Origin of the sequence: Mycobacterium sp., assembly GCF_035570115.1 — a bacterium.
Lineage (GTDB): Bacteria > Actinomycetota > Actinomycetes > Mycobacteriales > Mycobacteriaceae > Mycobacterium.
The window spans coordinates 1-17,420 of the sequence record NZ_DATMLH010000048.1 but is presented as its reverse complement, the minus strand read 5'-3'; the positions used below and the strand labels follow the sequence as shown (position 1 = coordinate 17,420).

19 protein-coding genes are annotated in these 17,420 nt (G+C 65.1%); 5 read left to right on the top strand and 14 right to left on the bottom strand.

The window, feature by feature from the left end; all coding sequences use genetic code 11:
* The 3 genes from VNW74_RS03315 to VNW74_RS03305 form a co-directional block, all read right to left on the bottom strand.
* Positions 1 to 405, bottom strand: a 405-nt coding sequence (locus VNW74_RS03315) for an SDR family NAD(P)-dependent oxidoreductase (RefSeq protein WP_325675187.1), incomplete at its 3' end; no start/stop codon positions are given.
* Complete coding sequence (locus tag VNW74_RS03310; RefSeq protein WP_325675186.1) at positions 402 to 911, bottom strand: VOC family protein; 510 nt, start codon at positions 909 to 911, stop codon at positions 402 to 404. The genes VNW74_RS03310 and VNW74_RS03315, both read right to left, overlap by 4 nt.
* A gap of 115 nt (positions 912 to 1,026) precedes the next feature.
* Positions 1,027 to 2,112, bottom strand: coding sequence for a dihydrodipicolinate reductase (locus VNW74_RS03305; protein WP_325675185.1), 1,086 nt, complete (start codon positions 2,110 to 2,112; stop codon positions 1,027 to 1,029).
* 129 nt (positions 2,113 to 2,241) lie between these two features.
* Between VNW74_RS03305 and VNW74_RS03300 the strand changes: the two genes are divergently transcribed.
* Positions 2,242 to 3,105: an SDR family NAD(P)-dependent oxidoreductase gene (locus VNW74_RS03300; RefSeq protein WP_325675184.1), complete on the top strand. Its 864-nt coding sequence runs from the start codon at positions 2,242 to 2,244 to the stop codon at positions 3,103 to 3,105.
* A 16-nt stretch (positions 3,106 to 3,121) separates the two neighbouring features.
* Here VNW74_RS03300 and VNW74_RS03295 read toward each other — a convergent pair whose 3' ends face one another.
* From VNW74_RS03295 to prpD, 3 genes are read right to left on the bottom strand one after another with little or no spacing between them, the layout of a single operon-like run.
* Positions 3,122 to 4,246 (bottom strand): bifunctional 2-methylcitrate synthase/citrate synthase, encoded by a 1,125-nt coding sequence (locus VNW74_RS03295; RefSeq protein WP_325675183.1) that lies wholly within the window; start codon positions 4,244 to 4,246, stop codon positions 3,122 to 3,124.
* Positions 4,243 to 5,160: a methylisocitrate lyase gene (gene prpB, locus VNW74_RS03290; RefSeq protein WP_325675182.1), complete on the bottom strand. Its 918-nt coding sequence runs from the start codon at positions 5,158 to 5,160 to the stop codon at positions 4,243 to 4,245. Before prpB ends, VNW74_RS03295 begins: the two co-directional genes overlap by 4 nt.
* A complete protein-coding gene (prpD, locus tag VNW74_RS03285; RefSeq protein ID WP_325675181.1) occupies positions 5,157 to 6,662 on the bottom strand; it encodes a 2-methylcitrate dehydratase PrpD in 1,506 nt (501 codons plus the stop codon). Before prpD ends, prpB begins: the two co-directional genes overlap by 4 nt.
* 111 nt (positions 6,663 to 6,773) lie before the next feature.
* Between prpD and VNW74_RS03280 the strand changes: the two genes are divergently transcribed.
* Complete coding sequence (locus VNW74_RS03280) at positions 6,774 to 8,207, top strand: short-chain fatty acyl-CoA regulator family protein (protein ID WP_325675180.1); 1,434 nt, start codon at positions 6,774 to 6,776, stop codon at positions 8,205 to 8,207.
* Between the two features lie 39 nt (positions 8,208 to 8,246).
* Positions 8,247 to 9,590, top strand: a complete 1,344-nt coding sequence (locus VNW74_RS03275; RefSeq protein WP_325675179.1) for an adenylate/guanylate cyclase domain-containing protein — start codon at positions 8,247 to 8,249, stop codon at positions 9,588 to 9,590.
* On the opposite strand, the gene VNW74_RS03270 is transcribed toward VNW74_RS03275, so the two are convergent.
* From VNW74_RS03270 to VNW74_RS03240, 7 genes are all read right to left on the bottom strand, one after another.
* The gene (locus VNW74_RS03270; protein WP_325675178.1) at positions 9,584 to 10,093 is read right to left on the bottom strand and encodes a DoxX family protein; all 510 of its coding nucleotides are present in this window, start codon (positions 10,091 to 10,093) and stop codon (positions 9,584 to 9,586) included. The genes VNW74_RS03275 and VNW74_RS03270 overlap by 7 nt on opposite strands.
* Positions 10,094 to 10,242: 149 nt before the next feature.
* Entirely contained in the window at positions 10,243 to 11,478 is a 1,236-nt protein-coding gene (locus VNW74_RS03265; protein WP_325675177.1) for a DUF1298 domain-containing protein, read from the bottom strand.
* A gap of 43 nt (positions 11,479 to 11,521) precedes the next feature.
* Entirely contained in the window at positions 11,522 to 11,656 is a 135-nt protein-coding gene (locus tag VNW74_RS03260; RefSeq protein ID WP_325675176.1) for a hypothetical protein, read from the bottom strand.
* Between the two features lie 32 nt (positions 11,657 to 11,688).
* Positions 11,689 to 12,120 carry a hypothetical protein gene (locus VNW74_RS03255; protein WP_325675175.1) on the bottom strand — a complete coding sequence of 144 codons (432 nt, stop codon included), beginning with the start codon at positions 12,118 to 12,120 and terminating at the stop codon, positions 11,689 to 11,691.
* A 97-nt stretch (positions 12,121 to 12,217) separates the two neighbouring features.
* The gene (locus VNW74_RS03250) at positions 12,218 to 13,117 is read right to left on the bottom strand and encodes an alpha/beta fold hydrolase (protein ID WP_325675174.1); all 900 of its coding nucleotides are present in this window, start codon (positions 13,115 to 13,117) and stop codon (positions 12,218 to 12,220) included.
* 39 nt (positions 13,118 to 13,156) lie between these two features.
* Positions 13,157 to 13,657 (bottom strand): hypothetical protein, encoded by a 501-nt coding sequence (locus tag VNW74_RS03245; RefSeq protein ID WP_325675173.1) that lies wholly within the window; start codon positions 13,655 to 13,657, stop codon positions 13,157 to 13,159.
* Positions 13,654 to 14,229: a mammalian cell entry protein gene (locus VNW74_RS03240; RefSeq protein ID WP_325675172.1), complete on the bottom strand. Its 576-nt coding sequence runs from the start codon at positions 14,227 to 14,229 to the stop codon at positions 13,654 to 13,656. Before VNW74_RS03240 ends, VNW74_RS03245 begins: the two co-directional genes overlap by 4 nt.
* Positions 14,230 to 14,455: 226 nt before the next feature.
* Here VNW74_RS03240 and VNW74_RS03235 point away from each other — a divergent pair, with 226 nt between their 5' ends.
* Complete coding sequence (locus VNW74_RS03235) at positions 14,456 to 15,319, top strand: alpha/beta hydrolase (protein ID WP_325675171.1); 864 nt, start codon at positions 14,456 to 14,458, stop codon at positions 15,317 to 15,319.
* Between the two features lie 5 nt (positions 15,320 to 15,324).
* Here the strand turns inward: VNW74_RS03235 and VNW74_RS03230 are convergent, their stop codons facing one another.
* Positions 15,325 to 16,803 carry an FAD-dependent monooxygenase gene (locus VNW74_RS03230; protein ID WP_325675170.1) on the bottom strand — a complete coding sequence of 493 codons (1,479 nt, stop codon included), beginning with the start codon at positions 16,801 to 16,803 and terminating at the stop codon, positions 15,325 to 15,327.
* Between the two features lie 82 nt (positions 16,804 to 16,885).
* On the opposite strand from VNW74_RS03230, the gene VNW74_RS03225 reads away from it, so the two are divergent.
* Positions 16,886 to 17,420: TetR/AcrR family transcriptional regulator (locus tag VNW74_RS03225; protein WP_325675169.1), on the top strand; the 535-nt coding region annotated here is incomplete at its 3' end.

Here is a 17,420-nt window from a genome sequence, read left to right as displayed (position 1 = left end):
GACCATCAACGGATGCACGGCCTGCATGAGAAGGAAGGTCGCGCGTGGCCCGACGTCGTAGCCCAGCGCCAGGTCTTCGATGGTGATGTCGACGAATGCCTTGGGTTCGTTGGTCGCGATGGCGTTGTTGACCAACCCGTGCACCGTCCCGAAGGCGTCGACGGCGGCCGCCGCGATCCGCGCAGCGCTGTCCGGATCCCGCAAATCGGCAACCAGCTTCTCGACTCGGCCCGCTGACGCGAGTTCGGCGGTGGTCGTTGCGAGCACGTCATCTTGGATATCGACCAACAGCACCGCCGCACCGCGTTCGAGCAGTGCCGCGGCGATGCCCTTACCGACGCCCTGGGCCGCGCCGGTGACGATCGCGACGTGACCGCGCATTGAGTCGGGATGGCAATAACTCACGTGACGGGTCCCATCTGGAGTTGCACTCCGCGGTGCATTTCGTAAGTGCTGCGCGCACCGTTGGGCAACTCGATGAATTCCACCGGTGTCCCGTCCGGGTCCTTGACGAAAAACATTCGGACACCGCCGATCTCGAAAGGCGCCTGATCGGGCTGGCAGCCGGCGGCGGTAATGCGGCGGTGAGTTTCGTCGAGATCGGTGACCGACAACGCCACGTTGTGGATCCCGGTGATGCCGCGGCGGGTCGGCTTTTCGGCGGACGGACTGGCCCCCAGCGACAGCAGTTCCACCATCAACCCGCCCAGCATGCCGCCCACCACCCGACCTTCTTGCTGACGTTTCGCGTGCAGCACCGCGTCGAAAGGCTGGCCTGATATCAGGGTTTCGAAGACCACCTCCATGCCGAGCACATCTCGGTAGAACGACAGAGCCCGGTCCATATCGGTTACTCCGACGACGAGGTGACAGAACGACACATCGTCGAGCACGCTGGTGACTTCGGTCACGGTGTCTCCTGTTGGTGGGCGGGTTGAAGTGGCCGCGTCGGCAGCTCGAATGCTGGTCTGGCGGTCGCGCCGGCGCCGATCGCAACCAGGTCGGTGAGACGGCAGGCGTCCAGGATCACCGGTTAACCGCCGCAAGGTTGGGCGCCGGGCGCCCGGCGAATAGCGGCAGGTCCAGGTAGGTCTTGATGCCGGGCCCGGCGGCGCAGACGTCGGGAATGGCGTTGACGCAGTGGTTGGCGGTCGCCACCACACCCGGATTTCGTTGCAGCCCTTCGGCGATCGTCTCCGGTTGCAGTCCCTTGAAGGTCAGGCTCAGGGTCGGGTCGCCGGTGATCTGGACCTCGAAGCGTTCGCCGCGCCCACCGAAATTCCAAGCCGGGTCCAGGTCCTCCTCCCCCATCAGCCAGTTGACCGCCGCGGTGATGACCGGCTCACCGTCGACGAGGGCCTGCCAGCGGAACCGACGCGCGGCCACGGTTCCGGTGGGAAGCGGAAACGGGCCGTAGTCGATCTCGGAGGTCGCCACGGCAACCTCCTGGATGGTCCTGATGTTCGGGTCGATGCGAAATCCCATGTGGTCGGCGACCATTCGTACCGATTGTTTGAAACCCGCCTCCAGCAAGCTGGCCATCGGCCCTTGCATGGCTTCCTCCGGGGTACCGCCGAAACCCATGATGTGCCGGACAACGTCCGGGGCGTTGTAGGTGCGGATGTCGGAGAACTCCTCGGCGCGCACATGGGTGACCGCCGACGACAGCGAGGACAGCATGAGCGGGAACCGCTCGGTGATGCCGCCGGGGTGGATCCCCGAACCGTGCAGGGTCACCCCACCTTCGACCGCCGCGTCGGCGACGGCCCTGTGACGCGAGTTACCCGGATCGGGGTATACCCAGCCAACCGGGGTCACCACATTCTTGCCGGACCGCAAAATCGCGACGACCTCGTCGTCGTTGGGCACCAGCGGGCTGTAGACCACGCAGTCGGCATCCAGCGCCAGCACCTCCTCACTGCTGGAGCTGGCGGTGACGCCCAGCGCAGCGGTGCCGAGGATCTCGCCGACGTCGCGCCCGTTCTTGTCCGCACCGTGTACCCAGCACCCGACCAACTCGAGCTGCGGGTGATTGAGCACGCATTCGATGGCCGCCTTGCCGACGCCTCCGGTCGCCCACTGAATGACGCGAAGCTTGGCCGGTCTAGTCATCTGCTACCTCCCGAATGGACACGGATTTCAAGTCCCTGCAGCGGCGGGCCTTTACACGCTCACAAGCAAGATGGCACAGTATGCCGTGATGGCAGTAACTGTCAATATGCCGCGTGAGAAGGGCCAATGATGAACGTGCTGGATGGCAAGATCGCGATCGTCACCGGAACCAGCCGCGGCGTGGGTGTTGGCATCGCCCATGAACTGCTGCGCGCCGGCGCCATCGTCGTGGGGTGTGCGCGCTCGCCGGTGGACACCATCCCGGGTATCGACACGGAACCGGGTTGGGCGGCACGCGCTTCACAGAAAGTGTGCGACCAAGGCGACTACCACTCGATCGACTCATTCGTCGACGAAGTCGTGGCCGCCCACGGCCGGATCGACATCCTGGTGAACAACGCCGGCGGGACGGTGCCGGCGCCGCACGCGGAGAGCATTCCCGAACTCGTGCAACGTATTCAGGGCGCGCCCCGCAGCGACGACGACTACGAGCGCACGGCGCTCTTTCACGCCTACGCGGTGCAGATGAACCTGATCAGTCCGCTCTGGTTTGCCATCCGCGCCTACCGACAGATGGCCACGCAGGACGGAATCGGTTGCATCATCAACATTTCCAGCGGTGCCGGGCATCCGGCGGGCTCACCGACCCTGGTCTCCTACGGCGCGGCGAAAAGCGGGCTCAACCACCTCACCCGCTCGCTGGCCGAGGAGTGGGGGCCCAAGGTCCGGGTCAACTGCATCGCACTCGGGCCGACGATGACCGAAAACTTTCGGTCGTTCGTGCTGCCCAAAGACGATCCCACCGGCGAGAAGTACTTCGCCGCCGTCCCGTTACGCCGCGCGGGCGAGCCCGCCGAGGTGGGCCGGGTGTGCGTCTTCTTGGCCAGCGGAGACGCGGACTTCGTCAACGGCACGACCATCGAACACGACGGCGGAATGCTGCCCGGGGTGCTCTACGACGCCGGCCTCAAGACGATCACCGACCTGCTGTAGCCGTAGTTCGACCGGCCTAGGACAGGCTGCGTTGGGGCAGACCCGAATACTCGGACAGCGGGCGGATCAGCGCATTGGAGGCCGCCTGCTCGATGATGTGAGCAGTCCAGCCCGTGATGCGACTCATCACGAAAAGCGGTGTGAAGCTGGGGATGTCGAATCCCATCAGGTAGTAGGCCGGCCCGGTCGGGAAGTCCAGGTTGGGTTTGATGCCGGTGGCGGCGAACATCTCCTTTTCCAGGATGGAGTAGATATCGAGCCACCGCTGGCCGCTGCGGGCTTCCGCGACGCGGATCAGCGCCTCTTTCATGGTCGGCACCCGGGAGTCACCGTTCTTGTAGACCCGGTGCCCGAAGCCCATCACCTTGTCTTTGCGAGATAGCTTGCCGTGCAACCACTCCAAGGCCTTCGACGGATCGCCGATCTCGATCATGTCATGCATGACCGCCTCGTTGGCACCACCGTGCAGCGAGCCCTTCAAGGCGCCGATCGCGGCCGTCACCGCGCTGTATATGTCCGACTGCGTCGACGTCACCACCCGTGCGGCGAACGTGGACGCGTTGAAGCTGTGCTCGGCGTAGAGAATCATCGACTGCTCGAACGCAGAGACGATGACCGGGTCAGGCACTTCGCCGAAGCACATGTTGAGGAAGTTCTCCGCATAGCTGAGGTGGCTGTGCGGGTTGATCGGCGCCAGGCCCCGCCGGCGACGCATGTCGACGGCGACGATGGTGGGCAGCACGGCGAACATGCGCAGGGATTTGGCGTAGTTGGCGGACTCGCTGCTGTCGTCCTCCTCCGGGTCCTCGGCGCCCAGGTAGCTAATTGCGGTGCGCACGACGTCCATGGGATGGCAGGTTTCGGGCAGCTTGCTCAACAGCGACTGCAACGAACGATCGATGCGGCGACTGGCCCGCTCGCGCTGGCAGAACAACGCCAATTCACCGTCGGTCGGCAGTTCGCCGTGCCACAACAGGTATGCGACCTGCTCGAAACTGCACTGCGCGGCCAGGTCCTGCACCGGGTAGCCCCGGTAGGTCAACGAATTCGTCTCGGGCACCACCTTGGAAATGGCGGTGGTGTCGACGACGACGCCGGCCAGCCCCTTGTGGATCTTCGACTCGACGGTAGCGGCGGTCATTGGTTCGGTCCTTTCACAGTGAAGTTGAAGATCTCGTCGTCGAACTGGTTGTAGTCGGCATAATGGAGCAGCTCGTAGAGCCTGCTGCGGTGCTGCATGAGACCGAGGAGCGCGGATTGTGTTCCCTTGGTGTCGATTTCGCGCAAGCCGGTTTCGACAGCTCCCATCGCAAGCCGTAACGTGGTGACCGGGTAGATGACGACGTTATAGCCGATGTCGGTGAGCTGCGACTCGCTCAGCAGCTCCGACTTGCCGAACTCGGTCATGTTGGCCAGCAGCGGAATATCCACTGCGGCACGGAATTTCTCGAAGTCGGCCGGGCCGGTCAGCGCCTCGGTAAAGATTAGATCGGCGCCCGCGTCGGCGTAGGCTCGCGCCCGCTCGATGGCGGCGTCCACGCCTTCGATCCCCGCGGCGTCGGTACGGGCACAGATGACGAAATTGGAGTCCCGGCGCGCCGCCACCGCCCCCCGCAGCCGCTTGACCATCTCCGCGGTCGAGACGACGGCTTTGCCGTCCAGATGGCCGCACCGCTTCGGGTTGACCTGGTCCTCGAGATGACAACCCGCGAGCCCGGCGTCCTCGAGGAGGGTGATGGTGCGCGCGGCGTTCATCGGTTCGCCGAACCCGGTGTCGGCGTCGATCAACGTCGGCAGGTCAGTGACCGACGCGATCTGCGCGCCCCGGGCCGTCACCTCGGTCAGCGTGGTCAAGCCGATGTCGGGCAGTCCGAGGTCGGCCGACAACACTGCGCCAGAGACGTAAACCCCCTCGAAGCCGATCTCGGCAACCAGCTTGGCCACCAGCGGCGAGAACGCGCCCGGGAAGCGTTGCAGCCGACCGGAAGTCAGCCCGCCTCGAAAGGCAGCCCGCTTGTCGGCGGCGCTCGATGTCGCCCCCATCAGGCCGCTCATCGGAAGATCCCCGACGGGATGGTCGGTGCCTTGTCCAGCACCTCGGGCAGCACCCGCACGTTCAGCGCCGCCAGCTCGCCGCCCTTCAGCTCGCTGACCCGCTGCACGGCATCCAGGAATCGTTGCCGCTCAGCGGCTTCCACCACACCCTCAGCCAGGTCGGTGAACTTGCCGATGTACTGTTCGCGCTCGAACGGCCGCGCACCCAACGGATGCGCATCGGCGACGGCCAGCTCGTCGCTGATCACTTCGCCGCTCTTGAGCGTGACCTCCGCGCGGGCGCCAAACGCCTTTTCGGCCGGGTCGGTCGAGTGATACCGGCGGGTCCACTCCGGGTCCTCGACGGTAGAGATCTTGTGCCACAACTCGACGGTGTCCGGCCGGTGCGCACGCTCAGGGGCGTACGAGAGTTCGTGGTCCCACGTACCGTCCTGCAGCGCGACGGCGAAGATGTAGGGCAACGAGTGATCCAGCGTCTCCCGCGACGCGTCGGGGTCGAACTTCTGCGGGTCCGCGGAGCCGGTGCCGATCACGTAGTGGGTGTGGTGGCTGGTGTGCAATACGACCGACGCGATCTGGTCGAGGTCACCGATTTGCTCACGCAATCGGCGGGCCAGGTCGATCGGCGCCTGGCTCTGATACTCGGCCGAGTGCTCCTTGGTGTAGCTGTCCAGAATGGCCCGCTTGGGCTCTCCCGGACCGGGCAACGGCACCTCATAGGTGTGGCCGGGACCTGACAGCAGCCAGGCGATCACGCCGTCCTCACCCTCCCAGATCGGTGCCGGTGCGCCCTCGCCGCGCATCGCGCGGTCGACCGCCTCGATCGCCACCTTGCCGGCGTGGGCTGGTGCGTATGCCTTCCAGCTGGAGATCAACCCCTTGCGCGATTGCCGGGTGGCCGTGGTCAGGTGCAATGCCTGACCGATGGCTTGGTAGATGGTGTCGACGTCCAGCCGCAGCATCGTGCCCAGACCCGCGGCCACCGACGGTCCGAGATGGGCGACATGGTCGATCTTGTGCTCGTGCAGACAGATGCCCTTGACCAGATCGATCTGGATTTCGTAGGCGGTGGCCAGGCCGCGAATCAAGTCGGCGCCGCGCACGCCGAGCTGCTGGGCGACCGCGACCAGCGGGGGGATGTTGTCCCCGGGGTGGGAGTACTCGGCGGCCAGGAACGTGTCGTGGTAATCGAGTTCGCGCACCGCGACGCCGTTGGCCCAGGCTGCCCACTCCGCCGAGTAGCTGCCGTCCACGCCGAACACCGTCGCGCCCGGCGTAGCCGGATGAGACACAGCCTGCTGACGGGCGGTGGTGACTGGTCTGCGCAGCACCGAGGCAGCGCTGACCGCCGCGTTATCGATCATCCGGTTGATCACCATCGCCGCGGTCTCGGCGGGCACGGCGACCGGATCGGCCGCCACCTCCGCGATCTTGTAGGCGAGGTGCTCGGTGCGCGGAAAGTCGTCGGCGCTGCGGTGCGTCCGAACCGAATGGATCAACATAATCCGCACACTATGCAATGCTGATGACAAAGGAAAGCCCCAGCATTTGCGTAATTCTGCGTCCTTAGCTGGCCCAGATTGCAAATGTTGCGAAAGGAGATCCGTAGTAGCATGTCGGCGGTGGCGAAGATGTTTTCCGGCGCCCGGCTGCGGCGGCTGCGCGAAGAACGTGGCCTCACCCAGGTTGCGCTGGCCAAGGCGCTCGACCTGTCCACCAGCTACGTCAACCAGCTGGAAAATGACCAGCGACCCATCACGGTGCCGGTGCTCCTTGCGCTCACCGCGCGGTTCGACCTACCGCCGAACTACTTCTCCGCCGATTCCGATGCCCGGTTGGTCGCCGACCTGTCCGATGTCTTCACCGCCACCGCCGCCGAAGACTCCGTCAGCGGCAGCCAGATCGAGGAACTCGTCGCCCGGATGCCTGAGGTCGGCCGAAGCCTGGTCGCCGTGCACCGGCGGCTGCGGGACGCCACCGAGGAACTGGAGGCGTATCGCTCGCATGCGACCACGGAAACGTCGGTACCGCCGGAACACCCGATGCCGTTCGAGGAAGTCCGCGACTTCTTCTACGACCGCAACAACTACATCGGCGAACTCGACACCGCCGCCGAGCAGATGTTCGCTGAGAACGGGATGACGATCGGCGGGCTGGACGCCCAGCTGTCGGAGCTGATGCGGGACCGGTTCGGCGTGAGCGTGGTCATTGACGGCGACCTCGCCGAGCATGCCAAGCGTTACTACGACCTCGATGCCCGGGTGCTGCGCGTCGCGCAGTGGCTGTTGCCGGGCCAGCGCGCCTTTCAGATCGCCACCCAACTGGCGCTGCTCAGCCAATCGGAGCTGCTAACCGCGATCGTGGCCACTGATGACCAGCTCAGCACCGAATCTCGCGGTGTCGCCCGAATCGGGCTGGCCAACTATTTCGCCGGCGCATTTCTGTTGCCGTACCGCGAATTCCATCGGGCCGCAGCGGAATTGCGCTATGACGTCGACCTACTGGCCCGTCGTTTCGAAGTCGGCTTCGAGACGGTGTGTCATCGACTCTCGACTCTGCAACGCCCTCAGCTGCGCGGAGTCCCCTTCATCTTCGTCCGGACGGATAAGGCGGGCAACATCTCAAAGCGACAGTCCGCCACCGCCTTTCACTTCAGCCGGGTTGGCGGCAGCTGCCCGCTGTGGGTGGTGCACGACGCCTTCGCTCAGCCGGGCCGGATCGTCACGCAGGTCGCCCAGATGCCCGATGGCCGTTCGTACTTCTGGATCGCCAAGACCACCGCGCCCGAAGGACTGGGTTATCTGGGCCAGCACAAAAGCTTCGCTGTCGGTTTGGGCTGCGACCTGGTGCACGCCGACAAGCTGGTCTACTCCACCGGGATCGCCCTCGGCGACCCGACAACCGCCGTCCCTATCGGTGCCGGTTGCAAGATCTGCAATCGGTCGGCCTGTCCGCAACGTGCGTTTCCTTACCTTGGTGGACGCCTGGCGCTCGACGAGAACACCGGCAGCGGCCTGCCCTATTCGCCGGCCACTCAGCCTGGTTAACCGCCGCCGGTTTTGCCGATCCGGTGGATACTGACGGCAATGGTCGAACAGCCCCAGACGCACTATGCGAAAGGCCCGGAAGGGAATATCGCCTACCAGGTCGCCGGCGACGGTCCGGTGGACCTGGTGATCGTTCCAGGTTGGTTCTCGCACGTCGACTTGCTCTGGAACGATCCCGGTTGGCCGGCCTTCGTCGGCGAACTGGCCTCGTTCGCGCGAGTGATTCTCTACGACAAGCTCGGTACTGGGCTGTCCGACCCCGTCGATACAGTGCCCACTTTGGAGAGCCGCGCCGACGACTTACGTGCGGTTATGGACGCTGCGGGCTGTGAGCGGGTGGCGTTGTTCGGGTTTTCCGAGGGCGGGCCGATCAGCGTGCTGTTCGCCGCAACGTATCCGGAGCGGGTCCGCACACTGGTCCTGTATGGAACCTTCGCAACCGGCCTACTCGAGGACGATGGTTCCCCCGGCCGGGCCAAGTGGATCGAGCTGGTGGCTCGAATCCGGGCGACCGTTGACCACTGGGGTGAGGGCCAAACCATTGATTGGACCGCGCCGAGTGTTAGTCACCGTCCGCAGGCTCGCAGGGACATGGGCGCTCTGGAAAGGGCAGGCATGAGCCCACGAATGGCCCGTTTGACCTTCGAAGCGATCCTCACCCAGGTCGACGTGCGCGACATCCTGAGCAGCGTGCATGTTCCGACGCTGGTGCTGCACCGCAAAGACGACACAATCCCGGTGGAATTCGCGCGCGAACTCGCTGCGAAGATCCCATCGGCGCGACTGGTGGAACTCGACGGAGCCGATCATTGGCCATCAGTCGGTGACATCAAATCAATCACCGGCGAGATCGAGGAGTTCCTCACCGGCCAGCGCCACGAGCCCGTCCCCGACCGGGTTCTGGCCACGGTGTTGTTCACTGACATCGTCGACTCGACCCGGCACGCCGCCAAACTCGGCGATGCGGGCTGGCGTCAGCTGCTCGAGCGCCACGACGAGGCCACCCGCACAGAGATCGCCCGGTTCCATGGTCGCGTCGTGAAACACACCGGTGACGGGGTTCTGGCAACTTTTGACGGCCCTACCCGCGCCCTGCGGTGCGCCACCGCACTCGCTGAGCGCCTACCGGAATTGGGTGTCGACATTCGAGCCGGTCTGCACACCGGCGAGTGTGAAATCCGCGGCAGTGACATCGGGGGCATCGCTGTCCACATCGGGGCCCGCATCGCTGCCCTGGCGCAGGGGCGAGAAGTTCTGGTCTCCAGCACCGTCAAGGATCTGGTCAACGGCTCCGGTATTTCCTTCCGGGACCGCGGCACTCATACGCTCAAAGGCGTGCCCGGAGAGTGGAAGCTTTTCGCTCCGGCCGAATCCGCCTACTGAGCCTGTTTGACCGGCGGCCGGTAGAAGATCAGCAACTGGCCGACCGCGCCACCCAGGCCCAGCAGCAGCGAGATCAGCAGACCGTGCCAGCCGTTGCGCCAGTTTTGCCCGAAGATCAGCCAGTCCAGGCTGTACTGGCCGGGGCCGATCGTGGCCACCGCGACGGCGCTGAGTGCCAGCACCAGGCAGTATTCCCAGCCCTCCTTGACGATGAAGAAGCCGTTGGGTCGGTGCACGGTCCACGAGGCGACAAACATCAGCGCAACGAAGCCGGCGGCGGGGATGGGCGTGAGCAGCCCCGCGGCTAACCCGAGGCCCGCGCTGATCTCGGTGCTGGCCGCGACCACGGCCTGGAACGTGCCGTACTTCATGCCGATGCTTTCAAACCAGCGCGCGGTTCCCGGGATCCGCCCGCCACCGAAGAACTTGTTGAAGCCGTGAGCGGCGAGGGTCAACCCCAGCACCAACCGCAGGATGAGTAACCCGAGATCATAGGCAGCCATAGACGTCAACCTAGATCATCGGGTAGGCACGGACGGGCAGCAGGTATCCGGCCACCCGCAAACGACCGGAAAGCAGCCCCGCATCAAGATCGCGCTGGCCCGCCGTGCGGCCGCCCTGAACATCCCAATGCCTACCCCAATAACTTTCGTTAGAGCTCCGCGTCGAGCCTGGCAACATAGTCGTCGATATCACCAACCGCGGATTCGGCCGCGTGGACGCTGATCGCCACGGTGTCGCCGATACCGTGCACGCCGTGCGTGAGGCCCATCACCGGGGACAGCGCCGGATAGCCTGCGGTCAGCAGCACCGGTGCAGCACCGAAATGCAGGTCGCCGGGCCCGCGGTCAACGCTTGACACCACGGTGTTGCCGGAGACCTGCGAGGGTCGGTCGTCGGGATCGAAAAGGCTGACACCCCAGCGCAGCAGCGGAGCCGGCGTCGCCGCGAAGGCCAGATCGGCCGCCTGCGCCGCGGGGTGCTGTAAGCGGCGGCGGCCATTGACCAAGTCGGCGGCGATCCGCTCCACTCGGGCCTGCCGGTCCAGCTCTGGATACAGGCCGACGGTGACGTTGGAGAAGTGGTTGTACGCCTGAGGCACACCCGGTTTAGCCATGGGGACCTCGGCGCCCAGCGATGTGGCTGCACCGCCCAAATGGCCGGACAATGCGCCGGACACCGCCGCCAACACTGCGACAGTGACCGTGGGGCCACCCAGCTGCGCGCGCTGCCGCACCAGTGTGCGCACGCTGCGCACGCAGGCGGGCCGCGCGTTGGTGGGCAGCGCCGGCCGCACTCCGGCCGGAGTCTGCAGCAGCCCGGTGCGGGTGTCGCGCACCAGCTTGCGATGCGCGCGAACGGCATTGACGGCACGCCACGGCAGGAAACCGCGCGAAACCATCACCTCGGGCACCGGAGTCGTCCGGCCGAACAGCCAGCCGGCCAGCGCCGCGCTACGCACACCGTCGGCCAGCGCGTGTGCCACCTGCATGACCGCAACCGTGCCCGGTGCGGAGCCGCCCGGTAGGTCATGCACCGGCGCGAAGAGGTGCAAGCGCCACGGCGCTTGGCGGATGTCCAGCTGGTCGTCGCCGAGCCGGACCACGGCATCCAGGCAGCCATGCCAGCTGTCGTCGTCGAGGTGGTGGCGGATCACCCGTTCGGGCTCGAGGCTCGTCGGCACCCAGCGCGGATAGGTCAGCGGCGAACCGTCGTCGACGCGGACCGTCAAAGCCTGGCAAGCATGGGCCCGCCTCCGGACATCGTCGACCGCGCGTTCGAAATCCGTTGGCTCGCCATCGAATGCGTAGAGCATAAGATCGTCGCTGGGGACCTTTGCCGACATCCAGTAGAACTGCGCGTCGACCGCCGCCATGCGGGTCGACATGTTCATCACCTCCCCCGTAAACCCTCTGACGTAGATGGGACGTTCAGGATTGGAACCTGCGTAGCAGAATGGTCATCGCGGTGTCACTTTCCGGCGCAAGGGCGCAGAGGGGTTGAGCCGCGTCGGCGATGACGGTGAACTTCTGGCCGTCGCAGAGCTGCACGTGGTAGCTGGTCACGGTTGGCCCGCGACGAGTTCGGCCACCGACGCTCACAGGTCGTGCTCGATATCGTCTGTTGCTTTTTCGGCGAGCTGGTAAATGCGACGGCCGATTTGAATCCCGATGCCCATCAAAATCAACGCTAGCGGGATGTTTCCGCACACGCCGGTGATGATCGAGGTCGGCCGGTCGTGCGGGGAAGCGGTCATGATGTCGAACCACACGTCGACCAGCAGCAAGACACCGGTGGCGAAGGCGGCGATGCTGAGCAGGTGGGAACGTAGAAACCCCAGAATGGCTGTGGCGACAAGGAATACCACGAGTCCTATGTCGAATCCGACCCATGCTCCGCGCCAGTGATACGCCTCGTAGTGGGTGGGCAACACCAGTTCTAGGTACAGAACCCAGGGGATCAGAAATATCGCCGCAGCCGACGCAACGAAAGGCCGGAAGTACTTGTCAACAAACTTGGTGATGTCCACTTAGCCTCCGATCGAGATCGCGGATTTTATTCGTGGTGAGAATGCCGGATTGAAGCAGGTTAGACAGCGACATCCAGTTCGCCATCCGTAGCCCGCCCTAATCGGCTGAGCCGATGAAGCTCAGCACCAAGTCGGCAACCCGCTCCGGCTCGTCGAGCTGCAGAAAGTGTCCGGCATGGTCGACGACGGTCACGTCGCTGCCGTCGGGCAGCACTCGTCCCGTCCAGTGCGTGAAAGCCGCTGTCATGCAGCCATCGTCGCGACCGTGTAGGTAGAGGCTCGGCAACCTTGGTGCCGACGTCCAGTGCTGGTGCAGGTCGGCGTACCGTGCCGGTGCTCGGGTGTTGCGGATGGTGGCCCGGTACGGCCCGAGCGCAGCGCGCCAGCTCTCCGGCGTCCCGATCGCGGCGTCGACATGGCGCAGGTCTTCTTTGGCGTCGTAGCCCGGTGACCATCGTCTCCACAGCCGTGGCAGTATCCAGGATGCGGATCGCTCTGGCAGCCAAGGCAATTGGAAGTACATGATGTACCAGCTGCGCAGCAGCTGGGGTGGGATCTCAGCCAGCAACCGGCCGGCTTCGGGAACCCGTCCCCGAAAAGCAGCAGCCGGCGGCACCGCCATGATCACCGCCTTGGCGAACGGACTGTCCGGCATCGCCGCCAAACCGTTCGCCGCCATCGCGCCCCAGTCGTGGCCGATCACCACGTCGCGATCGGTGCCGCCGGCCGCCGACCGTACCTGCAGCGCGTCGTCCATCAGCGCGCCGATGTGATAGCTGCCATCGGACGGAATCGACGACGGCGCGTAGCCCCGCATGAACGGTGCGACCACCCGCCAGCCCGACTCCGCGAGCCGGGGTGCGAAGTTGCGCCAGCCGTAGGCGGTGTCGGGAAAACCGTGCAGGCACAGCGCGATCGGACCGTCGGGTGGCCCCCACGTCAGGGCCTTCAACTCGACGGCGGGGGCTTGCACATCAATCCAGCGGGGTCTAGTCATCACCTGATCCTTCGCCTACTTACGGCCGTCCCGTCGGGACTAGAACTGGTCGAAGCCGGAGACCAGCCAGCGCTCGCCGATTTTGTCCAGCGTCACCCGGACGCTGGAGGCGGCATCGGCCGGCGCAGCGTTACCGATCTTGATGGTCTGGTTGACGAACAGCAGCACCACCGCATGGTTAGCCGTGGCCGACTCGGCGGCCCCCCCGGGAACGATGGCCGTCGCGGAGACGTGCCGTTCCTTCGCATTCGGAATGAGTTCTTCCTGCGTCCGCTGCGTGTAGACGTCGCGGAATTCGCCGGTCAACCGTTCCCGCGCGGCCGCCACGTCCCGATCCACGGTGTCGAATCGGAACGAAAGCAGTGCGACAGTGGAATCTTTTGCGGCCACGACCGATTGACTGCGAGCCAGGTCGGTATTGCGAACCGACGAGTCCTTCCACTTGAGCAGGCCCGCAGCGACCGCCAGCAGCATTAACAGAGCGGGAAGCAAGCCGTAGACCAGTACGCGCGACCAGTTGACGCCTGTCGGTTGCGTCATGGCACGAATACCACGTCAGAGATTTTGGCGACGCCGCCCGTCTTGTTCACCGTGATCCGTATCCGCCAGAACTGCGGCTCCTGTTGCGCCTGGTTGGGATCCGACGACTTCACCGTCACGGCCACCAATACCCGGCCCTGGTTGGTTGTTCGCGTTTCCAGTCCGGCATCGGTGACGGTGCCTACCAACTTCGATCGCATCCGCTTGGCGTTGTCGATGTAAGACTGCTTCCGGCGGGCGAAGCTGTCGTGGAACTTGCCGGTTGCCGAATCCAGGATCCGTTGCGCGTCAGCGTCGGCATGCTGGTAGTCGACCGTGAGGAGATCCGCCGCGCCCTGGCGCGCCGTTTGCACGAAAAGGTTGCGCTGCGCGTCGAGGTTGTGGGCCTCATACGCCCGGAAACCCAGCCAGCCGACCAGCCCTGCCAATACCACTCCTGCGACCATGCAGGCGATCAGAGCGATCCGCTCGACCTGGCCCGGTGGTTGGACTCGCCGAAGGTATACGACGTCTACCGGGTCCGGCGAATCCACGACGGGCTCCCCGCCGGAGGTCGCAGCATCGTCTGGCATCTTCGCTCCCTTTCGGCACGTCGGATATCGTCCAACGTACGTGTCAAAGGGTCGCGATCACGACCAGTACCCGATGTTTCCAGAACGGCATTCCAGTCTTTCCGGCGAGCGAGTTAGCTCTCGTCATGGCCTACATGCGAGGCACAGGAGCGCTAACCAAGCACCGCGCGCAAAGTGCGTAGAACACCTCGGTAACGTCGAAGCACGATCAACCGAGAGGACGCCCGTGACGACAGTGAGCAGCGCTCCGCAGACGGTCGAGTATTCAGGTCTCAATGGACTCACCCTGGTCGCAGACGAGTGGAACCGCGGCACCGACGCAGCGGCCGAGCGGCCGACGATCTTGATGCTGCACGGCGGTGGCCAGAATCGGTTCTCCTGGAAAAACACCGGCCAAGTGCTGGCCGACGAGGGATTCCACGTGGTGGCGCTGGACAGTCGTGGGCACGGCGACAGTGATCGGGCGCCCGACGCCGACTACGACGTCGAGACGCTGACCGCTGACGTCATGAAAGTGCTGGATGCGATCGGCCGGCCGGTGATACTGATCGGGGCGAGCATGGGCGGATTGACGGGCATCCTCGCCGCGGATCAAGCCGGACCCGACCGGGTCACGCGGCTGGTGCTGGTCGACGTGGTGCCACGGTTCGAAAAGAATGGCAGCGCCCGCATCCGCGACTTCATGTTCAGCGGGCTCCATGGGTTCGGCTCGCTCGACGAGGCCGCTGACGCCGTGGCCGCGTATCTGCCGCATCGGACCAGGCCGCGCAGCCCCGAGGGATTGAAGAAGAACCTGCGGCTCCGCGACGGCCGCTGGTATTGGCATTGGGATCCGGCGTTTATGACCAAGCCGGGCGACGACCCGGAGTTGCGCACCGAGAAATTCGAGCACGCTGCCGCCGACCTGAAGATTCCGGTGTTGTTGATCCGCGGCAAGCTGTCCGACGTGGTCAGCCCGGAAGGTGTGCGGCATTTCTTGGCGACGGTGCCCAACGCGGAGTTCGTCGAACTTTCCGAGGCCGGGCACACCGCCGCCGGCGACGACAACGACGCCTTCAGCGACGTGGTCGTGACGTTCGTGACGCGCTGACCTACTTACGACATAACCCGGGCTGCGTAGGCCGCCAAGTCGGGCGGTCGTGACGTGATGGCACCGATGTAGCCATCGGGCCGAATCAGCACTGCCGCACCGTCTTTGACGTCGTAACCATCTTGGACGTGGCGGTCGACGTCGACCAGATCGCTTCCGGTGTCGTCACCGATGCGGTAAGGCTGCACGCCTGAACGGTCGAGAGTGGGTGCGGTTGCGCCGAATCGCAGCAGTGTCCAGTGCGGTCCGGAGTAGCAGTTGAACAGGCGCACCGGCCTGCCGTCACGGCCCCGGCATGGTGCGTCGGGTGCTCGATCACCCGCGGCCAAAACGCGACTGGAACCGTCGTCAAGGGCCAATGGCCCGAGCCGGTAGCTGATGTCGAGTTGGCGGGTTTCCTCGCCGCGCTCGAACGCGTCGTCGGCGCCGCTGAGGTGCTTTTGCAACAGGGCGGCGCTGATACCGAGCACCCGCGCAGCCACCGGCAGCCGCTCGGATTCGTAGCTGTCCAGCAGCACATCCGGCACGCCGTCGAGCACGGCTCCAAGCTTCCAGCCCAGGTTATAGCCGTCCTGCACACCGGTGTTGAGGCCTTGGCCGCCGGCAGGCGGGTGCACGTGCGCGGCGTCTCCGGCCAAAAAGACGCGGCCGACCCGAAACTGCTCGACCATCCGAACATTTGGGCGCCAGATCGTGCTCCAGGTCAGTTCGCGCAGCCGAATGTCGCTACTTCCAGATGCGGATTCCAATGTCTGCTGGAGACCGTCGAGCGTGAGCGGTATTCCGGATGCCGGCGTGTTGAGGACGTACGTGTCATCGGCGCCGGCCAGCGGCGTGAACCCGAAGAAGGTAAGTCCGTCAAGCATCCACCCGTGCCCATAGTCGTGGTCCAGGCCGTCGACCCGCACATCAGCCAGCAGCATGGTGATGTCTTCGTTGGTCTCGCCGGCGAACGGCACCGCGAGTCGCTTGCGGACCGTGCTGCGCCCGCCGTCGGCGCCGACCAGATACGTCGCGCGCAGAGTCTGGCCGTCTTCCAGCCGCACCGTGACCGCGTGCTCATCCTGCTCGAAGGCGAGCACCCCGGCGTTGAGGACGACCTCAACCCCGTAACCGGCCAGCCGCGAGCGCAGGATCTGCTCGGTCCGCCACTGCGGCACGAACCACAGGTTGGGGTACGGAACGTCGGGACGCGGTGCCGCCGGCTCGGCCATCCGCCCCTCCCACACCACCTGTTCGCCGGCATAAACACGGGTCAGCGGCGCCGAAATGCCCGAGGCGATCACTTCGTCAAGCACGCCGAGGTCCTCGAACACCTCCAGGGTTCGCGGCGAGATCCCATCGCCGCGCGATCCCACCGAGAAGCGATCGGCTTTGTCGATGATCCGCACGCCCACGCCGCGGCGGGCCAACTCCAGCGCCAACGTGAGCCCGGTGGGCCCGGCTCCCGCGATGAGAACGTCGGCGTCCGTTACTGATTCCATGACGGCCTCCCTGATGAATTTATTTTCAGTGAATTTTGATTCAGTCTGCGCGGTGTTAGCTTTTCTGTCAAGGAGGCGCAGGGTGAAACGCACCGAACAGGCCGCCAGCACCGAGGCGGCGCTGAAAGACGCAGCCCGGCGTGTGTTCGCCCGTCAGGGATACCTGAACACCAAAATCACCGACATCACCGCCGAAGCCGGTCGCGCCGCTGGGTCGTTCTACAACCACTTCACCAGCAAGGAAGAGGTGCTCACCGCGCTACTGACCGATGCGTTAGCGGAAGACGACGCTGCGATTTTCGCGTCGGACTCGCAACATGAAGCAGACTTCAGCGACCGCGACGTCATTCGCTGGCACGTCGCGAACTACTGGCGGTTCTTCACCCGCTACATCGTGGAGCTCACCGCGCTACGGCAGGCAGCGCTGATCAACACCGAGTTCGGCGCGAAACTCGAAGCACTCACGGCCGCAAATGTCGACCATTTGCGTGATCATCTGGAGCCAATCACCAAAGCCGGACGCACCCTGCCGGGACCGCCCGAGCTGGTGCTACCCATGTTCGCCGCACTGCTGGACGGGTTCCGCTACCGCTGGGAGCATTTCGACGGCCGGTTCG